Source organism: Phyllobacterium sp. TAF24 (assembly GCF_052113785.1).
Lineage (GTDB): Bacteria > Pseudomonadota > Alphaproteobacteria > Rhizobiales > Rhizobiaceae > Phyllobacterium.
In genome coordinates, this window is record NZ_JBFRDN010000001.1 from 289,871 (window position 1) to 306,983 (window position 17,113).

16 protein-coding genes are annotated in these 17,113 nt (G+C 55.9%); 9 read left to right on the forward strand and 7 right to left on the reverse strand.

Annotation, left to right across the window (positions count from 1 at the left end; all coding sequences use genetic code 11):
* Positions 1-10 precede the first annotated feature (10 nt).
* Positions 11-1,828: a phosphogluconate dehydratase gene (edd, locus tag AB4Y96_RS01410; protein ID WP_091883387.1), complete on the forward strand. Its 1,818-nt coding sequence runs from the start codon at positions 11-13 to the stop codon at positions 1,826-1,828.
* On the opposite strand, the gene AB4Y96_RS01415 is transcribed toward edd, so the two are convergent.
* Both AB4Y96_RS01415 and folD read right to left on the reverse strand, forming a co-directional pair.
* Positions 1,829-2,791, reverse strand: coding sequence for a GlxA family transcriptional regulator (locus AB4Y96_RS01415; RefSeq protein ID WP_091883384.1), 963 nt, complete (start codon positions 2,789-2,791; stop codon positions 1,829-1,831).
* A 38-nt stretch (positions 2,792-2,829) separates the two neighbouring features.
* Entirely contained in the window at positions 2,830-3,729 is a 900-nt protein-coding gene (gene folD / locus AB4Y96_RS01420; protein ID WP_441915165.1) for a bifunctional methylenetetrahydrofolate dehydrogenase/methenyltetrahydrofolate cyclohydrolase FolD, read from the reverse strand.
* Between the two features lie 211 nt (positions 3,730-3,940).
* Between folD and AB4Y96_RS01425 the strand changes: the two genes are divergently transcribed.
* The gene (locus AB4Y96_RS01425) at positions 3,941-5,194 is read left to right on the forward strand and encodes a sarcosine oxidase subunit beta family protein (RefSeq protein WP_091883379.1); all 1,254 of its coding nucleotides are present in this window, start codon (positions 3,941-3,943) and stop codon (positions 5,192-5,194) included.
* 2 nt (positions 5,195-5,196) lie between these two features.
* On the opposite strand, the gene AB4Y96_RS01430 is transcribed toward AB4Y96_RS01425, so the two are convergent.
* Positions 5,197-7,377: a Wzz/FepE/Etk N-terminal domain-containing protein gene (locus tag AB4Y96_RS01430; RefSeq protein WP_441915167.1), complete on the reverse strand. Its 2,181-nt coding sequence runs from the start codon at positions 7,375-7,377 to the stop codon at positions 5,197-5,199.
* Positions 7,378-7,612: 235 nt separating this feature from the next.
* Between AB4Y96_RS01430 and AB4Y96_RS01435 the strand changes: the two genes are divergently transcribed.
* Complete coding sequence (locus AB4Y96_RS01435; RefSeq protein WP_441915169.1) at positions 7,613-8,866, forward strand: lipopolysaccharide biosynthesis protein; 1,254 nt, start codon at positions 7,613-7,615, stop codon at positions 8,864-8,866.
* A gap of 1 nt (position 8,867) precedes the next feature.
* Here AB4Y96_RS01435 and AB4Y96_RS01440 read toward each other — a convergent pair whose 3' ends face one another.
* From AB4Y96_RS01440 to AB4Y96_RS01450, 3 genes are read right to left on the reverse strand one after another with little or no spacing between them, the layout of a single operon-like run.
* Positions 8,868-9,731, reverse strand: coding sequence for a DUF6492 family protein (locus tag AB4Y96_RS01440; protein ID WP_441915171.1), 864 nt, complete (start codon positions 9,729-9,731; stop codon positions 8,868-8,870).
* A complete protein-coding gene (locus tag AB4Y96_RS01445) occupies positions 9,728-10,507 on the reverse strand; it encodes a WecB/TagA/CpsF family glycosyltransferase (RefSeq protein WP_441915173.1) in 780 nt (259 codons plus the stop codon). Before AB4Y96_RS01445 ends, AB4Y96_RS01440 begins: the two co-directional genes overlap by 4 nt.
* Entirely contained in the window at positions 10,504-11,688 is a 1,185-nt protein-coding gene (locus AB4Y96_RS01450) for a glycosyltransferase (RefSeq protein WP_441915175.1), read from the reverse strand. Before AB4Y96_RS01450 ends, AB4Y96_RS01445 begins: the two co-directional genes overlap by 4 nt.
* Positions 11,689-11,807: 119 nt before the next feature.
* On the opposite strand from AB4Y96_RS01450, the gene AB4Y96_RS01455 reads away from it, so the two are divergent.
* From AB4Y96_RS01455 to AB4Y96_RS01480, 6 genes are all read left to right on the forward strand, one after another.
* Positions 11,808-12,803, forward strand: a complete 996-nt coding sequence (locus AB4Y96_RS01455) for a glycosyltransferase family 2 protein (protein WP_441915177.1) — start codon at positions 11,808-11,810, stop codon at positions 12,801-12,803.
* Positions 12,772-14,079, forward strand: a complete 1,308-nt coding sequence (locus AB4Y96_RS01460; protein WP_441915179.1) for an O-antigen ligase family protein — start codon at positions 12,772-12,774, stop codon at positions 14,077-14,079. Before AB4Y96_RS01455 ends, AB4Y96_RS01460 begins: the two co-directional genes overlap by 32 nt.
* 72 nt (positions 14,080-14,151) lie before the next feature.
* A complete protein-coding gene (gene proC, locus AB4Y96_RS01465) occupies positions 14,152-14,967 on the forward strand; it encodes a pyrroline-5-carboxylate reductase (protein ID WP_441915181.1) in 816 nt (271 codons plus the stop codon).
* Between the two features lie 36 nt (positions 14,968-15,003).
* The gene (locus AB4Y96_RS01470) at positions 15,004-15,837 is read left to right on the forward strand and encodes an urease accessory protein UreD (protein WP_441915183.1); all 834 of its coding nucleotides are present in this window, start codon (positions 15,004-15,006) and stop codon (positions 15,835-15,837) included.
* A 50-nt stretch (positions 15,838-15,887) separates the two neighbouring features.
* Complete coding sequence (locus tag AB4Y96_RS01475; protein WP_441915185.1) at positions 15,888-16,190, forward strand: urease subunit gamma; 303 nt, start codon at positions 15,888-15,890, stop codon at positions 16,188-16,190.
* An 8-nt stretch (positions 16,191-16,198) separates the two neighbouring features.
* Positions 16,199-16,504: an urease subunit beta gene (locus AB4Y96_RS01480; protein WP_441915186.1), complete on the forward strand. Its 306-nt coding sequence runs from the start codon at positions 16,199-16,201 to the stop codon at positions 16,502-16,504.
* A 104-nt stretch (positions 16,505-16,608) separates the two neighbouring features.
* On the opposite strand, the gene AB4Y96_RS01485 is transcribed toward AB4Y96_RS01480, so the two are convergent.
* Positions 16,609-16,992: a hypothetical protein gene (locus AB4Y96_RS01485; RefSeq protein WP_175540666.1), complete on the reverse strand. Its 384-nt coding sequence runs from the start codon at positions 16,990-16,992 to the stop codon at positions 16,609-16,611.
* Positions 16,993-17,113: the final 121 nt, after the last annotated feature.

The window sequence follows — 17,113 nt, forward strand, 5'->3', positions numbered from 1 at the left end:
GAGAAAACCAATGACCGTCCTGCAAAGGGTCAAAAGCATTACCAACCGCATCCGTGAGAGGTCGATCCCGACCCGCGATGTCTATCTCGACCGTCTGCGCGAGGCTGCTTCCCACAAGCCAAAACGCACTGCCCTTGCCTGTGCCAATCTTGCCCATGGATTTGCCGCCTGCGGACCCTCCGACAAAGCGGCGCTGGCTGGCGATGTGCTGGCCAATATCGGCATCATTACCTCCTACAATGACATGCTTTCGGCACACCAGCCCTTTGAAAACTATCCGCAACTAATCAAGGCAGCGATACAGGAAGCGGGCGGCGTGGCGCAGGTTGCGGGCGGCGTTCCCGCCATGTGCGATGGCGTCACACAGGGACAGCCGGGCATGGACCTGTCATTGTTCTCCCGCGATGTGATCGCAATGGCAACCGCTGTTGGTCTTTCACATGATATGTTCGACGCGGCTGTCTATCTTGGTGTCTGTGACAAGATCGTGCCGGGCCTTGTTATTGGCGCGCTGACATTCGGACATCTACCCGCGGTTTTCATCCCTGCCGGACCGATGACCACAGGCCTTCCCAATGACGAGAAAGCAAAGACGCGCCAGCTTTACGCGGAAGGCAAGGTTGGCCGCGACAAGCTGCTGGAGTCGGAATCCAAATCCTATCATGGACCGGGAACCTGCACGTTTTACGGCACCGCCAATTCCAACCAGATGCTGATGGAAATCATGGGGCTGCATACGCCGGGCTCATCCTTCATCAATCCGGGCACGCCGCTGCGCGAAGCATTGACGCGCGAAGCCGCGAAACGCGCGCTCGCCATCACGGCGCTTGGCAATGAGTACACGCCAGTTGGTGAGATGATTGACGAGAAGACAATCGTCAACGGTGTCATCGGTCTGCACGCAACGGGTGGTTCCACCAACCACACGATGCATCTCGTTGCGATGGCTGCGGCTGCGGGCATCAAGCTCACATGGCAGGATATTTCTGATCTTTCCGATGTGGTGCCGCTGCTTGCCCGCGTCTATCCAAACGGTCTTGCCGATGTGAACCATTTCCATGCGGCTGGCGGCATGGGCTATATCATCCGCGAATTGCTGGATGCCGGCATGTTGCATGAGGACGTCAAAACCGTCTGGGGCCAAGGCCTGCGCGCCTATACGATCGAGGTCAAGCTCGGCGAAAACGGCGCCGTGCAGCGCGATCCCATCCCGGCGGAAAGCGCCGACAAGAAGGTTCTTTCAACAGTCAAAGAGCCGTTTCAGACTACCGGCGGCCTGAAGATGCTAAAGGGTAATCTCGGCACCGCCGTGATCAAGACATCGGCGGTCAAGCCGGAACGGCGGATCATCGAAGCACCCGCCATTGTCTTTGACAGTCAGGCCGCTCTGCAGGATGCCTTCAAAGCAGGAAAACTGGATCGCGATTTCGTGGCCGTCGTCCGCTTTCAGGGTCCCAAGGCCAATGGTATGCCTGAGTTGCACAAGCTGACACCACCGCTTGGTGTTTTGCAGGATCGCGGCCATATGGTTGCGCTGGTAACGGACGGGCGCATGTCCGGCGCATCGGGAAAAGTGCCTGCGGCAATCCATGTGACCCCGGAAGCACTCAGCGGCGGTATCATCGCCAAGATCCGCGATGGTGATATCGTGCGGCTCGATGCGGAAATCGGAACGCTTGACGTGCTTGAAGATCCTGACGTTCTCGCGGCTCGCCCCGATCCGGTCGTCGACCTCAGCCATAACAGCTACGGCATGGGCCGCGAATTGTTTGCAGCGTTCCGCAATGTCGTTGGCCGTGCCGATGAAGGTGCTTCGGTTTTCAGCTGATTAATAGGTGGTGCGGCGCTCATCGGAAGGTGAGCGCCCGAACTGCGCCCGGTAGCTTTGGGCGAAATAGGAATGGGATGTGAAGCCCGTTGCCAGCGCCACATCGAGAATGGGCGAATGGGTTTGCCGCAGGAGTTCCCGCGCCCGTTCGAGCCGCAGGCTCATATAGTAGCGTCCCGGTGTCATATTGAGATGGCGCAGAAACAGCCGCTCCACCTGCCGAACCGAAAGGCCGACGGCTTTGGCAAGACGCACCGCTGATTTCGGCTGCTCGAGATTATCGGCCATCAACTCGACGATCTTGCGCAGTTTTTCGGATTTTCCAGTCAGATCCCGTTCCGGCCCGATACGCTGACGATCGGTTTGCGAGCGGATGCGTTCGTGGTGAAACTGGTTGGCGACTTCATTGGCAAGACTTGGGTCGAAATCCTGCCGGATGATTTCCAGCATCAAGTCGATCGAGGTGGTTCCGCCCGCGCAGGTATAACGCTTGCGGTCGATCTCGAAGACATTGCCGGTGCATTCAATATGCGGGAAACGCTCCTGAAAACCAGCGCGGTTTTCCCAGTGAATCGTACAGCGATGGCCTTCCAGCTGCCCTGCCTCGGCAAGGATGTAACTGCCAATATTCAAGCCACCCAGAGCAGCGCCGCGTCGTCCGAGATTGCGCAATGTCGCAATGACCTTGGGCTTCTCCTCAAACTCCGTGGTCAATCCGGCACAGATGAAGAAAATGTCGGCAGCGGGAAGCTCTGCCAGTGAATATTGCACATTGATCTGCAAGCCATTCGACGCGGTAACCGCCGCGCCCGTGGCAGATACGGTTGTCCAGGCATAGAATGGCTCTTCCGCCATGCGATTGGCCGTGCGCATCGTGTCGATGGCAGCGGCAAGGCTGAACATCGGAAATTTGTCGACAAGCAGAAAAGCGAAGGTTCTACTGACCTTGAGGGCTTCGGGCATATGCTGTTCTAACGACAATCCGTTTATAAACCAATGAATTAGAAGCGCGGAGGTGTTTTACCGACACTGCGATGGGCGGCGACCAGCGTATTGGCCATCAACATGGCAATCGTCATGGGTCCAACACCACCGGGAACCGGGGTCAGTGCGCCTGCCACTGGAGCCACGTCGGCAAAATCGACATCGCCAACGAGGCGCGTCTTGCCTTCTCCGCGCTCGGGGGCAGGAATGCGGTTGATGCCCACGTCGATAACCGTCGCACCGGGCTTGACCCAATCGCCCTTGATCATCTGCGGGCGGCCAACGGCGGCCACCAGAATATCGGCATTGCGGCAAAGGCCGGGAAGGTCCTTTGTCTTGCTATGGGCGATCGTAACAGTCGCATTGTGCGCCAGCAGCAGATTGAACATCGGCTTGCCGACAATATTGGAGCGGCCAACGACCACTGCATTCAGACCGGAAAGATCGCGGCCCAGAATACGATCAATCAGCAGCATTGATCCCTCAGGCGTGCAGGGAACGAATGCGGTTTCGAGTTCGCCAGTGCCGAGTTTGCCGACATTGATGAAGTGAAAGCCATCGACATCTTTGTCAGGTGAGATGGTCTGGATGATGCGGCCGGAATCGATGTGCTTGGGCAAAGGCAGCTGAACGAGAATGCCGTGAATCGCCGGGTCGGCGTTCAGCGTTTCCACCAGCTTGACCAGTTCCTCCTCGCCTGTCTGTTCAGGCAAGGTATGCTGGACGGAATGGAAGCCGCATTCCCTCGCCTTGCGCCCCTTATTGGCGACATAGACCTGACTGGCCGGGTCTTCGCCCACGATCACCACAGCAATACCGGGCGTAACGCCGGTGGCCTCAATCAGCTCGGCGGCTGATAGTTTGACCTTGGAAACCACGTCCTCGGCAATCTGCTTGCCATCAATCGTCACTGCCATGTGCTGCTCCTGGGCATCTCGCTTCGGGAATGGACGTCATTCTGAGGATTCTTTGGCAATACAATACCGCCAGAACGGCGTTCACTGACGCAATAACGAAAGCAGCCGATAAGGGCAATGCGATGATGTGACCCAAGGAGCACGCTGGGGCTTGCGAATGTGCCAAATCCACGCATGATCACACTATTCCGCCTGCAAACTGGATTCGTCGATGCGCTATTCCGCTTTCTCCCTTCTGAAGAACGCCCTCAACGGCAACAAGGACTGGAAGCCTGCTTGGCGTAAACCCGATCCGAAACCAGCCTATGATGTGGTTATCATCGGCGGCGGACACGGACTTGCAACGGCCTATTACCTCGCCAAGGAACACGGCATTCGCAATATTGCAGTTGTGGAAAAAGGTTGGCTCGGTTCCGGCAATATCGGCCGCAATACAACTGCGGTGCGCTCTAATTATCTTCTGACCGAGAACCAGCATTTCTACGAAGCGTCGATGAAGCTGTGGGAAACAATGTCCCACGACCTCAACTACAATGTGATGTTCTCGCAGCGCGGCGTGGTCAATCTTGCGCATAATCTGCCGCAGCTTGATGTGTATGTCAGGCGCGGCAACCAGATGCGGCTCAACGGCATTGATTGCGAGTTGATGAACCCCAAGCAGCTGGAAAAACTTATTCCCGGCCTCGATATCAGTGGATCGGCGCGGTTTCCCATCATTGGCGGTTTGATGCAGCGCAGTGCTGGTACAGCGCGGCATGATGCCGTCGTCTGGGCCTATGCCCGTGCGGCAGACCAGCTCGGCGTTGATATAATCGAGAATTGCGAAGTCACCGGCTTTATAAAAGACGGCGACAAGGTTACCGGCGTCATGACGACGCGTGGCCCGATCAATGCCAAGAAGACCGCCTGCGCCGTGGCAGGGCATACCAGCGAACTGATGCGCCGGGCGGGTGTTGACCGGCTACCGCTTGAATCCCATGTCCTGCAGGCTTTTGTTTCTGAAGCGCTTAAGCCGGTGGTTGATACGGTTGCGACCTTCGGCGGTGGACACCTCTATTTTAGCCAATCGGATAAGGGTGGCCTCGTCTTTGGCGGCGATATTGACGGCTACAATTCCTATGCGCAGCGCGGCAACCTGCCTGTGGTGGAAGATGTGATGAGTGAGTTCGTCGCGCTCATGCCAGCGCTGGCCCGCGTCAAGCTGCTGCGCTCATGGGGCGGGATCATGGATATGTCCATGGATGGCTCGCCCATCATCACGACGGGACCACTGCCGGGCATGTATCTGAACACCGGTTGGTGCTATGGCGGCTTCAAGGCAACACCCATCTCGGGCAAATGCTTTGCATGGACCATCGCCAAGGACGAGCCGCATCCACTATCAGCGCCGTTTACACTCGACCGGTTCTATCGGGGCTATGTCATCGACGACAAAGGCATGGGACCAACCCCCCGCCTGCACTAGCATCATTCGCCGGAGCGTTGCCGCAGGACATCGCGAATTTCAGCGATGTCCGCGAGCATATCCTCAATATTGGAATTGGCATGCTGGCGTTTGGCAACCTGAAGATCCGCATATTCATAGAGGAACTGTGCAACCGCCACCTGATCGTCATCCGGCGTTGTTTCGTCCCCATCTGATGTCTCGTCGAAATCCGAAGCGTAACTCCGTGTTTGCGCCTGCTTGATTGCAGCGCCGAGGCGCGACTCCGATGGGGGTGCTGGCGTATCGGCTTCGCTGGGCAATCGTCGCTTTCCGCCTGAGGGCGAATCCGGATCGAAAGGCGCATCGTTCTCGGTGCGGGCTGTCTTCAATTCCCCATTGCCACGGAAACTATCGATCATTCCGCGCAGCATTGCGATGCCAAGTCCGGCAAGAAGCCCCGCCAGAATACCGCCAATGACGATGATCTTGCGCGAACCACCCGTGGATTCGAGAGCAGGACGCGCTGGCGAAATGACGCGAATATTGGTGCTGTTGATCCCTTCAAGCTCGCCGGTTTCCTTGGCGCGCAGCATGAAAGCCTCGTAAACGGCACGTTTTGCGGTGACTTCCCGCTCAAGCTCGCGCAGTTTGATCATATCTTCATTCGTACCAGCCATGCGCGACTTCAACTGTGCCAGCCTGCTCGCGAGGTCCTGCTCCTGCTGCACCGAACGCTTCAGCTCGACCTGTACCGAGGAGGCAATGCGATCAAGTTCATTGCGGATTTCCTTACGGATACCATCAACCTGCGTCTGCGCCTGGATCAATTGCGGATGGCGCGGGCCAAGCTTGGTTGCCAGACCGTCGGCCTGTTGTTTCAACGCGCCATATTGCGAGCGAAGCGCAACGATGACGCCGGAGCGGAATTCCTCGGGCAGCGTATTGTTGCCAAGAACACCTTCAACCGATGTGCCACGAATGGAAGCCGCCTGTGCATTGAGCTTTATGGTCTGGTTGCGCGCAGCGGTCAGTTCGTCACTGGTTCTTGAAACCTCATCATCACTGATCAGACGACCCTGTACGTCGACAAGATCGTTCTCCGCCTTGTATTTCTGAACAGCGTTTTCAGCCGATTCCACACCGAGGCGCATATCGTTGAGCCGGGCCGTGAGCGAATCCGTCGCCTGTCTGGCCGAGTCGGACTGGATATTGCCCTGCTCTTCCCTGAAAACATCCGAAACCGTGTTGGCGATGAATGCAGATTTTTCCGGGTCACGCGAATTGACGGTGATGTTGAAAATGAAGTTTTTCGAACTCCTCGCAACATCCATATGTTCGTTCAGATTGCGTAGAAGCAGCGTCTCGCGGGCTGTAGCGTCGGGCGTGCTATCGGTCGAGAAAAGCTCGCGGAGAGCGGCAAATATGCCCTTATCCTTGAGGTCACCATTAAACTCAGGATCTTTGGCCAGACCTGCACGATCAATCACCTTGGAAAGAACGCTGCTCGACTGAATAATCCGCAATTGGCTTTCGGCAATGGCGAGCGACGCATCAATAGGCAGTTGGCCCGGGGCGATTTCCTTGTCAGTCAATTTGAGATCGCGCGGATCAACAAGCAATTCAACATTGGAATAATAGAGTTTTGGCACGGTCATGGCATAACCGGCGCCCAGCAGCGCGCCGATAAGCGTCGTCGCAATGATCAGCTTTTTGGAATTGACGATGCGAGTAAGAACAATACGCGGATCAACCAGCGGTTTCCATTCGTCGCTGTCATTTTCAACCCGGCGCACAGGCTTTGCGACGGAAACGACTGTGGGCGCAGGCTTTACCGGTGCCTCATTCCGCAAGACAGTTGTTTGCGCAGGCGCAGCGGGTGCAACAGGCTCGGTTGATGGGTTGTCGTCAATGCGCCGATTGAGTTCGGCCTTGATAGCAGCCATATCGGCGCGCATGCGGTTAACCGCATCCTGTTCGGCTTCCTCATCTCTCAACGTGTGTTCAGGTTCAATCGCAGGTGGCTGTGTGATTTCACTGCTTGCCGCCAATCGCAGGGCACGCATGCGCTGATAATGCTCCAGATCCTCGACCCGCCTTGGTGTCTGGTCCGGCTCGATAAAATCGGCACGCGGGGAGGCCTCACCCGCCGTCTCCGGCTGGCTGGCGAACGAGAGAAGCGAGCGTCGAGGCCGCTTTCCTGTCTCGTTGTCCCGATCACCCATGTTTATCCGCACTCCAAAACAACCGTTCAATACAGCTCAACCCCGAGCGAACGGCCCACGGTTAACCCAACCTAAAGTTCTATGGAAAATAAATCGTTAATCATCCATGAAACACTCTGCTATCACCCATTTTAATCAGACCGCGATTTCCCGTTCCAACACGAGCCATTAAGGCTTTTCAGTATAGAACGGCTGATGATTGTGCGGGACGTTTAACACCCGCAGGGGGAAAGATTTGATAGCGCGTCATGTGAAGGCCAATGCGGGGCTCATTCGCAATTATTTCTCGGTGATCAGCGGATCAGCGGGACGGCTTGTTATTTCCCTTGCCTACTTCGTCGCGCTTGCCAATACATTGTCGATTGCTGAATTTGGCCTCTTTGCCACGGCATCGGCAACCGGTGTGGTCCTGTCGCGGCTGGTGTCGTTTGGGTTCGTATCACCGCTTTACCGTATTTCGACGGTCAAACCCCAATTGCTTGGTGCCTATACCGGCGGCTATCTGGCGGCGGTCGTCATTTCCCTGCCGATTTTTGCGCTGGCGGCTTTCCTCACACATCTGGTGTTTTTCGGAGCGGATCTGGCGTTCGGGATTTTTGCCGTCATCGTTGCAACCGAGGCCCTGCTCTGGCGTTCGCTGGAGGTTGTCGTGGTCGTCAATAATGGCCTTAACCGTTTTGGCCGGGCAGCCTTGCTCGTTATCATTGGCACTGCCTTGCGCGCGATTGCGGCGGTTCTTTTTGCATTCTCCAGTTTGACTACTCTGGGCGCATGGAGCTGGTGGTATGCGGGCGCCAATGGCATCGCACTCATCATCGCCGTCCTGGTCTTCTACCCGAGGGTGAAACTGCGGCTCATACCGCAACTCTATTACAGACGGCTCGCGGATTCCTTTGCCGTCGCGGGTGCTGAAATCCTGTTCTATATCCAGATGGAGCTCGACAAGCTTCTGGTGCTCGCCGTGGGCGGACCACAGACCGCAGGTGTCTATGCCATCATCATGCGGCTTGTGGACCTGACGGCCCTGCCCGTCCGGTCCTTCAACATGATGCTGGTGCAGAAACTGATGCGCACGCCTGATATGTTGAGATCGCTGAAAATTCGCGGCGGGTTAGAGGCTGGCGTTTTCGCCGTTTCCACATTCGGACTGATTGCCCTTGCCGTATTTCTGTATATTTTTCCACGCGCGCTGGGCTCGAACGTTGCTTCAGTTGTGGCACTTTTGCCGCTCGTTGTTCTGGTTCCCGGACTGCGCAATCTCATTGAATATCAGGCTGAGCTGCTTTATGCGCGCGGACAATCTGGCTTGCGCGCGCTCAATCTTGGCCTGCTCGCGCTGGCAAAGGCGGCTTTGCTTTCATGGCTGCTGGTCACATTCAAAGAAGTCAATGATTGGCTGGTATGGCTCAATGCCATGTTCGCAGCCATTTACCTGCTCTCCACATGGCTGACCTATCGAGCCATCCGGAAGCCGGCGCGGCGGGTATGATTTAACTGTTGACCAATTTGCGGATGCGGGCGGTATCAAAGCCGATGAAGGATTGTATGCCGATGGCGACCTGCTCTGGCGTCATGGCTTCGACAAAGGCCTGAAACTCTTCCTCTGTCGGGGCTGGCTCAACCCAATATATCCGGCAGAACTCGGTACTATCATGGTAGTGCCCCTTTGCCATGAGCACTTCATCGGCATAGCGGCCATAAATCAAGCATTCGGAAAAACGGCGCTGGCGACCAATCGCGGCGATCCAGTGCCTCCCCGATAGCTTCTGGATGTGGTCGCACATGGACAGCAGGGCATCGCGGCGCCAGGCAATCAATGTGCTGATATAATCATGACCAACGGGGCTTACGGGTTCGATCCCGAGCAAGCGCCCTGCCTGCTCCGACCAGATGCGCTGATCGTCCGCAACGGGGCGCAACAATTCACCATCCCGCCGAAACAGCCGCAAAGTATCGCCGTGCCAGTTGGACGCACAATCGAACGGGCGCAGAAAAGCCACGTCGGAATCCACATAAAAGAAGGCGTCTTCATCGGCATGGGAGGCAATGGCAATGCGGCGGAACTGTTGTACGTGCCAGCCACGTAATGGCATTGTTCGCGGCGACAGCCAGATGCGCTTGCGGCCAAAGCTGAGCGGATCGGGAAATGGTTTGATCCAGCCCGGCAACAGATCGTTCTCATCCACAATGATCCGGCGCGGCCCTTCGAGCTGGCGGAACAATGCCATATCGCGATGTTCAACCAGAATATAGTGGCGCGTATAGCCGCTCACGAACCGATCAATAGTCTCGCAAAGCAATTTGCAGCGCTCAAAATCCGGCGCATAGCTGGCTGTGACGATTGCAGTTCTCATCGACTGACCCTTACGCCTGTCACGAGCGTGCGAAGCACCCTGAACAGAAAACGCGGATTGCCCAAGACGTAGCGACGCCAAAGCCGTTTCGGTTCCTGTGAAAACCGGTACAGCCACTCCAGACGCAGTTTCTGCATCCAGCGTGGTGCCCGCAACACTGCTCCGGCACGAAAATCCAAGAGTGCTCCAACGCCAAATGCGAGGGCACAATGTTCCGCAGTCAACTTTTCCCGCATGAAAAGCTCCTGACGCGGCACACCCATCGCAACCAGCAGGATGTGGGGATGATATTCCGCAAGGCTCTGCAGAATGCGCGGCTCATCGGATGGCGCAAAGAAACCGTGGCTGATAACGCGGTACTCATGCTGCGGGGCGTTTTCTTTCAAGCTTTCCGCCGCTTTCTCGACCACGCCGGGGCGTGTGCCAAGGAGCCCTATACGCAAAGGCCGGGTCAGTGCCCGGAGCAATGCGGGCGTGAAATCCGTACCATTCAAATTGTTGGGGAAGGTTTTGCCATGAAGCAGCTTCGCGGCAATGTCGACACCGACGCCATCGGGCAAAACGAGGAACTCGTCCAATGCGTTGCGAAAACGAATATCGTCTTCTACCAGATTGGAATTGTGCGCGTTCAGCCATGTGATCAGTGTGAAGCGCTTCTCATCAATTAAAGTGTGCAGATGCTGGATGGCGTCATCCCATGACAGCGCCAGCACGGAAACACCAAGGATAATGTGCTGCGGAAGCGCGTGGTGCACCGAGAGAAGAGCCGGGCTCATGGTCCAACTCTTCCCAAAGAAGCGCCAAGCGCATCAAGTCCGAGACGAAGCTGTGAATCAAACCGCGCCAATTGCGCGGCGCGAAACGCTTCACCCGAACAAGTCAAATCCTCACCGGCGCGCACCCGCGCCACCATAGCCCCAATCGCTTTGGCGAAGGCTTGCGGATCATCCGCGACAGCACAATTTTCCGGAATACTGGCAATGCCGCGCACCGACAGGGATGTCGCAACGCTGGGCAGTCCCATCTCGAACGTCTCGATGGTCTTGAGCTGGACGCCCGTTCCGGCACGGCTCACCAGCGGGATCAATGCGCAAGAGCGAACAAACTCGACCGCATCCGGCACACGACCGGCAAAATTGACGTTTGGCCAGGCCGCTTTCAAATCAGCCGGTATACTGCCAGCAACCGTAATGCCGATGTCCTTGTCGAGGTGCGGCGCAATTTCGCGCAGGAACCATTCAAGGCCAATGCGGTTTGGTTGCCACGTCCATGTGCCAATCAAACCAAGGTCATGCTCGATTTTGCGATGGGCCATTTTACCGGTGTCGGCGCCGGTTACGAGAGGAAGTTCCGCTGCCCGGCCAGTATCAGCAAGGCCCAATGCCTTGATATCCTGTTCAGCCAATGTGAATACAAAAGAAGCGCGGCGGCACAAACGTCCTTCCAGTCCGGCCAGCAAACGCGACTCGCGCCGGAACAGAATCTTTTGCACGAGACTGGTGGCTGCCTGCGCATTCTCCCAAGCCGAATGATGTTCGACATTGTGAGCAATGAAGATTTGCGGCTTGTCAGCAAAGCAGCCTTCAAATGCACCTGAAAGCGTCACACCGTTCAGCACATAGGCATCGAAATTGCCTGATGATCCGATGGCGGCGCGCAACTTGTCTTGCGATATGATCCGCAGCTTGACCGAAGAGACAGTCAGTCCTGTTACAAGAGCTTTGCCAAGCCATCGCAGCTTCTGGGTAAGGCTTGCCGTGTCGTTGCGCACATCGACTTCACCAAGAACGATGGTGTTGTCCGGGTCTGATGGTGAACTGCCCGGCCAGATGAAACCCAATACCGTCACATGGATCCCAGCCCGCACCAATCCATCAATGATTGCCGCATTGGCGATCTCATAGCCTGTGGTTGGTTTTCCATCAGGAACCAGCGATGTTACAAATAGAAGATGCATGACTGGCCCAAGCTGAGGTCTGGCTTCTCACTAATGGAATTGTATGAACAATGTAATGAAATCTTGAACAAATGACACGTATAGGTTGATTATATCAGGCAACGGGCACAAATCCATTTATGGCAATTGACCTTCCAGACAACATAACGGTTTTTGCCCGCTCCCCCGGGCTTGCACCTGAGTCAATTGACGTTGTCGTCACCCTGCCAACGTTCAAACGCCCTGAGCATTTGTTGAAGACGCTGCGCTCGCTGAAAGAGCAGAACACCGCACGTCATTTTGCAATTATCGTCATGGAAAACGAGGCAGAAGAGCAAGACGGTGCAAAGGTTGCTGGACCCTTGTTCGAAAGTGGCGACTATAATGGGCTTGTTATCATTGCGCATGATCGCGGCAATTGTAACGCCTACAATGCAGGTTGGCTGACGGCGCTTAAAATATTTCCCAAATTCAAATCACTGCTTGTCGTTGATGATGATGAAGTAGCAGATCCGGATTGGCTGGAAAATTTGCTGCGAACACAGGAAACTTATGGTGTCGATTTTGTCGGCGGGCCGCAGGTTCCTGTCTTCGCCAAGCCGGAGCATCAGGTCTGGGCTAAACATCCGGTGTTCAGCCCGCATTATTCGCAGACTGGTCGTGTCCCGATTATTTATTCATCGGGCAATCTTCTTGTCAGCCGCAAGGTGCTGGACGCTATGCCATTTCCGTTTCTGGACCTTGCCTTCAATTTCATGGGTGGCGGCGATTCTGATTTTATCAGCCGGAGCGTCGTTAAAGGTTTCACCGTCGCCTGGTGCGCCGAAGCGCCTGTATTCGAAACCATTCCCGAGCGGCGCGTGCAAGCGGACTGGATCAGGGCCCGGGCGCTGCGCAATGGTGTAATTTCTACTCTGATCGAGAAACGCAAGCGGGCACAGGAGCCCTTTGGCGGATTGAAGACAGTGCTGAAAAGCGTTGCCCTGCTGGCCTTGTCGCCCTTCCGCGCGATCATCAAAATTACCCAGACCGGCTCGTTGTCCATCGGGCTCTATCAGGTCTATATTGGCCTTGGCCGCATTCTCGCGGAATTTGGATATTCCAATGAGCAGTATCGGCAACCTGAAAAGAACTGACACGATCAGGGACCTGCCTGTCCGCCTCATAGCCAGCTTTGCTGCGGCAGTTATCCTCTGTTGCCTGCTGGTTTCATTCCGGCCATTTCAGGCCGTGAGCGCGGCAGGCACCGATGGCGGCGGCGATATCGTCAATCAGCTGGGATTTGGCGCTCTTGGTGTTGTATCCACTCTTGCGATGCTGACACTCTCCGAACCGCGCACATTACTGGCGCTGATCAGCCCGATGTGGCTTGTCATGTTCGGCTTTCTCATTCTGTCGACTTTCATTGCTGTCGATCCTTCATCGGCGCAAAGAGCCGTCATTTTCACGCTCATCGGTATTATCTGCGTTCTGGCAGTCCTGTCTGTGCCGCGCGATGCCGACGGCTTTTCGCTCGCCTTTGTTATCGCAGCGCTTGCCGTGCTTATTCTCTCCTATATTGGTCTTGTTATCGTGCCTGACCTTGCAAAACATACGGCCAGCGAGATTGAAGCCGAACATGCGGGTCTCTGGCGAGGCATTTATGCGCACAAGAACATTGCCGGGCCGGTGATGGCGGCGTTCTCGTTCGGCGGCATTTATCTGATCCGCCGAGGCTGGCGCATCGTAGGCTGGACGATACTCATTCTCGCACTCTGGTTTGTGGCTCACACCGGGTCCAAGACCAGCACGGCGCTTGTTCCGCTGGTTATGTTTCTTGTCATGTTCCCCGGTCTGTTCGGTCTTCGCGTGCTGGCATCACTGACGATAGCAGCCGCTCTCGTCGGCTTTTTCGTCTTCACAATAGGCAGCCTTTTCATACCCGCCAGTCACAATCTTCTTGTAGATCTCGGAACAGACCCAACATTTACCGGGCGCACGTCCATCTGGACGTTTGCGCTGGAGAAGCTCTCAGCCACGCCGTGGCGTGGATATGGTTTTGAAAGCTTCTGGGAAGCGCCCGTCGTGCGCGAGGCGGAAAATCCGAGCTACTATCTCGATTGGGACGTGCGCGGCATCGTCCATGCGCATAATGGTTATCTCGATATCGCCGTCGGCATGGGCTATCCGGCAATGGTGTCTGGCATCATCATCCTCGTGATTTTTCCGCTGATTGATTATGCCCGGTGCCTGAAGAAACGGGAGAATATCTATCTCTCCGACTTCTTCATGATGGTACTGACCTTCTCGCTCATGAACGCGTTTCTTGAGAGCTTCTTCTTCCGCCGCGTTGATCCCGTGTGGCTTCTGGTCGTCATGGCCTCGTTCGGTCTGCGCATGACGGCACGCGTTCCCGTCCTGACCCGCAGCTAAATCTCCCTGAAACGGTTGACCCGGCATGGCCGAGCAGATCAAAGTGCCGCCACGTGATTTGGGAGAAGAAGAATGGTTGATAGCGTGGTTCTGGTTGGTTGCGGCAATATGGGTTTTGCCATGCTCAAGGGGTGGCTGGATGCGAGCATATTGAAGCCGGAACAGGTCCATGTCGTCGAGCCGACCGATGCTTTGCGGGACCGTGCAGCGACGCTTGGCGTCCACGCTGTCGCCGATGCAGCATCGCTTGCCGCCGATCTTGAGCCTCGCGTGATCCTTGTTGCCGTTAAGCCGCAGGTGATGGGCGATGTTCTGCCTGCCTACAGGCGCTTTGCCGAACAGGCGACATTCGTCAGTGTTGCTGCGGGGATTACGGTGAATTTCTTCGAACAGCGCCTTGGTGGTCATACGGCCATTATTCGCACGATCCCCAACACACCAGCCGCCATTGGTAAGGGTATGATCGTCACCTTCCGTAATCCCAATGTTGGTGACAGTGATGCAGCATTTGTGGATGCACTTTTGAAAACAAGCGGAGCCGTTGCATCGGTGGACGATGAAAGCCTGATTGATGCGGTGACGGCTGTTTCCGGTTCCGGCCCGGCTTACGTGTTTCATTTCATCGAAGGTTTGACGGAAGCCGGGGTTGCCGCTGGCCTGACGCGCGAGATCGCCGGTCTTCTGGCAATGCAGACGGTTTACGGCGCGGGAGCGCTTGCAGCGGCCAGTTCCGATACACCAACAACGCTGCGTGAGCAGGTTACCAGTCCGAATGGGACGACGGCTGCGGCTTTGAACGTGCTCATGGGCGAGGACAGGTTGAAGAACCTTCTGACTGAGGCCGTGCATGCGGCGCACCAGCGCGCCATTGAGCTTGGAAAAGTTTGAGCTTTCACAGCTCATCAGGCTGCGCTAGCGTGAGGTATGAACGCTCACCCGTCGCTTGATTTGATGCCTGAAGCCAAGCCGCAGCGCGCCTATGGGCATGCGCGGCTTGCCGTTAAAACCGTCAACGGCCGTACACGCATCGCAACGCTTTATCAGGAGGGTTGCGCAAAAATTCGTCTGCCTGACAGGGACGATAGCACGCTGGAAGCCGTGATGATCAACACATCCGGCGGTCTTACCGGCGGCGATGAAATGCGCTGGCAGTTCGATGCGGGTAATGATTGCCATGCGCAGATAACCACACAAGCCTGCGAGCGCATCTACAAGGCTTCATCAGCCGTTGCCAATGTGGAGACGACGCTCTCAATCGGCGAGAACGCCAGCCTTGCCTGGCTCCCTCAAGAGACCATACTGTTTGAACGTTCGGCTTTGAAACGGACATTGACGGTGCATCTAGCCGAAACAAGCCGGGCATTGATCGTTGAGCCGGTGGTTTTTGGCCGTAAAGCCATGGGCGAAGACGTGCAGAGCTGCCTCTTCCGCGATCGCTGGCGCATTTACCGGCAAGACAAGCTTGTACACGCAGAAGATTTTACGATTGGCCCTGATACGGCAACGATGCTTGCCCGCCCCGCGCTACTTGGCGAAATGCGTGTAATGGCGACGATTCTGCTGCTCGATCCTGACGCAGAACGTCATCTGGAGAGCACGCGAAAAATAATTGGCGAAAAAGGCGGGGCTTCCGTCTGGTCTGGCAAGCTTCTTGCGAGGCTGGTGGACGAGGATGCCTATTCCCTGCGGAAACGGCTGATACCACTGATCGAACTGCTGAATCAAAAGGCAGGCGTGCCTAAAGTCTGGTCAATTTAGGATCGGATCTTAGTCACACATAACAAACATGGGATGGCCAAGAGGACAAAATGAATCTGACACTCCGTGAAAAAGACAAGCTCCTGATTTCCATGGCGGCTATGGTCGCCCGCCGCCGTCTCGAACGGGGCGTAAAGCTCAACCATCCCGAAGCCATTGCTCTGATTACCGATTTTGTCGTGGAAGGTGCGCGCGATGGCCATTCTGTTGCCGACCTTATGGAAGCCGGAGCCCACGTCATCACCCGCGATCAGGTGATGGAAGGCATTCCTGAGATGATCCACGACATTCAGGTGGAAGCAACTTTTCCTGACGGGACAAAGCTTGTCACCGTGCATGAACCAATCCGTTAGGAGACGATATGATCCCGGGTGAAATCATCCCAGCAAAGAGCGAGATTGAACTGAACACAGGTGCGATCACCGTGACGTTGAAGGTCGCCAATACCGGGGACCGTCCCGTGCAGGTCGGCTCGCATTACCATTTCTTTGAAACCAACAACGCGCTGATTTTTGACCGCGCTCAGGCACGCGGCATGCGACTTGATATTGCCGCAGGGACTGCCGTGCGCTTCGAGCCGGGCCAAGAGCGTGACGTGACACTCGTCCCGCTCGGTGGCAACAGGATCGTTTACGGATTTCAGCAAAAGATCATGGGAAAGCTTTGACCAGTCAGCCTTCCCGGAAATCCAGCGAAGCAAACGACCGGCAAATTTCCGGTCGTTCCCGCTTGTTTAAAGCTGGATTGACGAGATCGTCCTATGCAGCGGGATTAGCTTGGTTTCTTGGTGACCAACGTCAGCAGACCCTTGGAATCAAGGCTCGCAACCACCACCGCAGCGGAAGTCAGCCCTTTTTCCTTCAACGCAGCCGAGACTTGCGGCGAAGCGTCGATCGAGGTGCGCAACTGCGTCATATCCTTATCGGTTCGTTTGGCCACGGCCTCATTAACCTGAGTTTTCGTCCCCTCGGGCAATTCGTTGATATCAACAATGTTGATCGTCTTGATGGGAACCGCGTCGGACTGTGCAGGCGTTTCGCCCTTGCTTGCCGGTTGCTGGGCACTTGGTGTGGCTGGCGCAGCGGTCTGGGCATAGGCGACCGAAGTTGCCAGCGGGAAACCGGCACAAAGGGCCAGAATCATCAGTTTTCGCATCGTTTTTCCTTTCAAATGATTGGCGAACGATCATCGCTTGATGATTGGTGTAGTTCACATGCCGAATTCGATCTCAAGCGGTCGATGATCGGGTTTTTTCGGGGCTATATCGCGGCAGAAA

Coding starts and splice junctions, on each gene's coding strand:
- edd (WP_091883387.1), top strand. CDS start 11: ATGACCGTCCTGCAAAGGGTCAAAAGCATTACCAACCGCATCCGTGAG.
- AB4Y96_RS01415 (WP_091883384.1), bottom strand. CDS start 2,791: ATGCCCGAAGCCCTCAAGGTCAGTAGAACCTTCGCTTTTCTGCTTGTC.
- folD (WP_441915165.1), bottom strand. CDS start 3,729: ATGGCAGTGACGATTGATGGCAAGCAGATTGCCGAGGACGTGGTTTCC.
- AB4Y96_RS01425 (WP_091883379.1), top strand. CDS start 3,941: ATGCGCTATTCCGCTTTCTCCCTTCTGAAGAACGCCCTCAACGGCAAC.
- AB4Y96_RS01430 (WP_441915167.1), bottom strand. CDS start 7,377: ATGGGTGATCGGGACAACGAGACAGGAAAGCGGCCTCGACGCTCGCTT.
- AB4Y96_RS01440 (WP_441915171.1), bottom strand. CDS start 9,731: ATGAGAACTGCAATCGTCACAGCCAGCTATGCGCCGGATTTTGAGCGC.
- AB4Y96_RS01445 (WP_441915173.1), bottom strand. CDS start 10,507: ATGAGCCCGGCTCTTCTCTCGGTGCACCACGCGCTTCCGCAGCACATT.
- AB4Y96_RS01450 (WP_441915175.1), bottom strand. CDS start 11,688: ATGCATCTTCTATTTGTAACATCGCTGGTTCCTGATGGAAAACCAACC.
- AB4Y96_RS01455 (WP_441915177.1), top strand. CDS start 11,808: ATGGCAATTGACCTTCCAGACAACATAACGGTTTTTGCCCGCTCCCCC.
- AB4Y96_RS01460 (WP_441915179.1), top strand. CDS start 12,772: ATGAGCAGTATCGGCAACCTGAAAAGAACTGACACGATCAGGGACCTG.
- proC (WP_441915181.1), top strand. CDS start 14,152: ATGGTTGATAGCGTGGTTCTGGTTGGTTGCGGCAATATGGGTTTTGCC.
- AB4Y96_RS01470 (WP_441915183.1), top strand. CDS start 15,004: ATGAACGCTCACCCGTCGCTTGATTTGATGCCTGAAGCCAAGCCGCAG.
- AB4Y96_RS01475 (WP_441915185.1), top strand. CDS start 15,888: ATGAATCTGACACTCCGTGAAAAAGACAAGCTCCTGATTTCCATGGCG.
- AB4Y96_RS01480 (WP_441915186.1), top strand. CDS start 16,199: ATGATCCCGGGTGAAATCATCCCAGCAAAGAGCGAGATTGAACTGAAC.
- AB4Y96_RS01485 (WP_175540666.1), bottom strand. CDS start 16,992: ATGCGAAAACTGATGATTCTGGCCCTTTGTGCCGGTTTCCCGCTGGCA.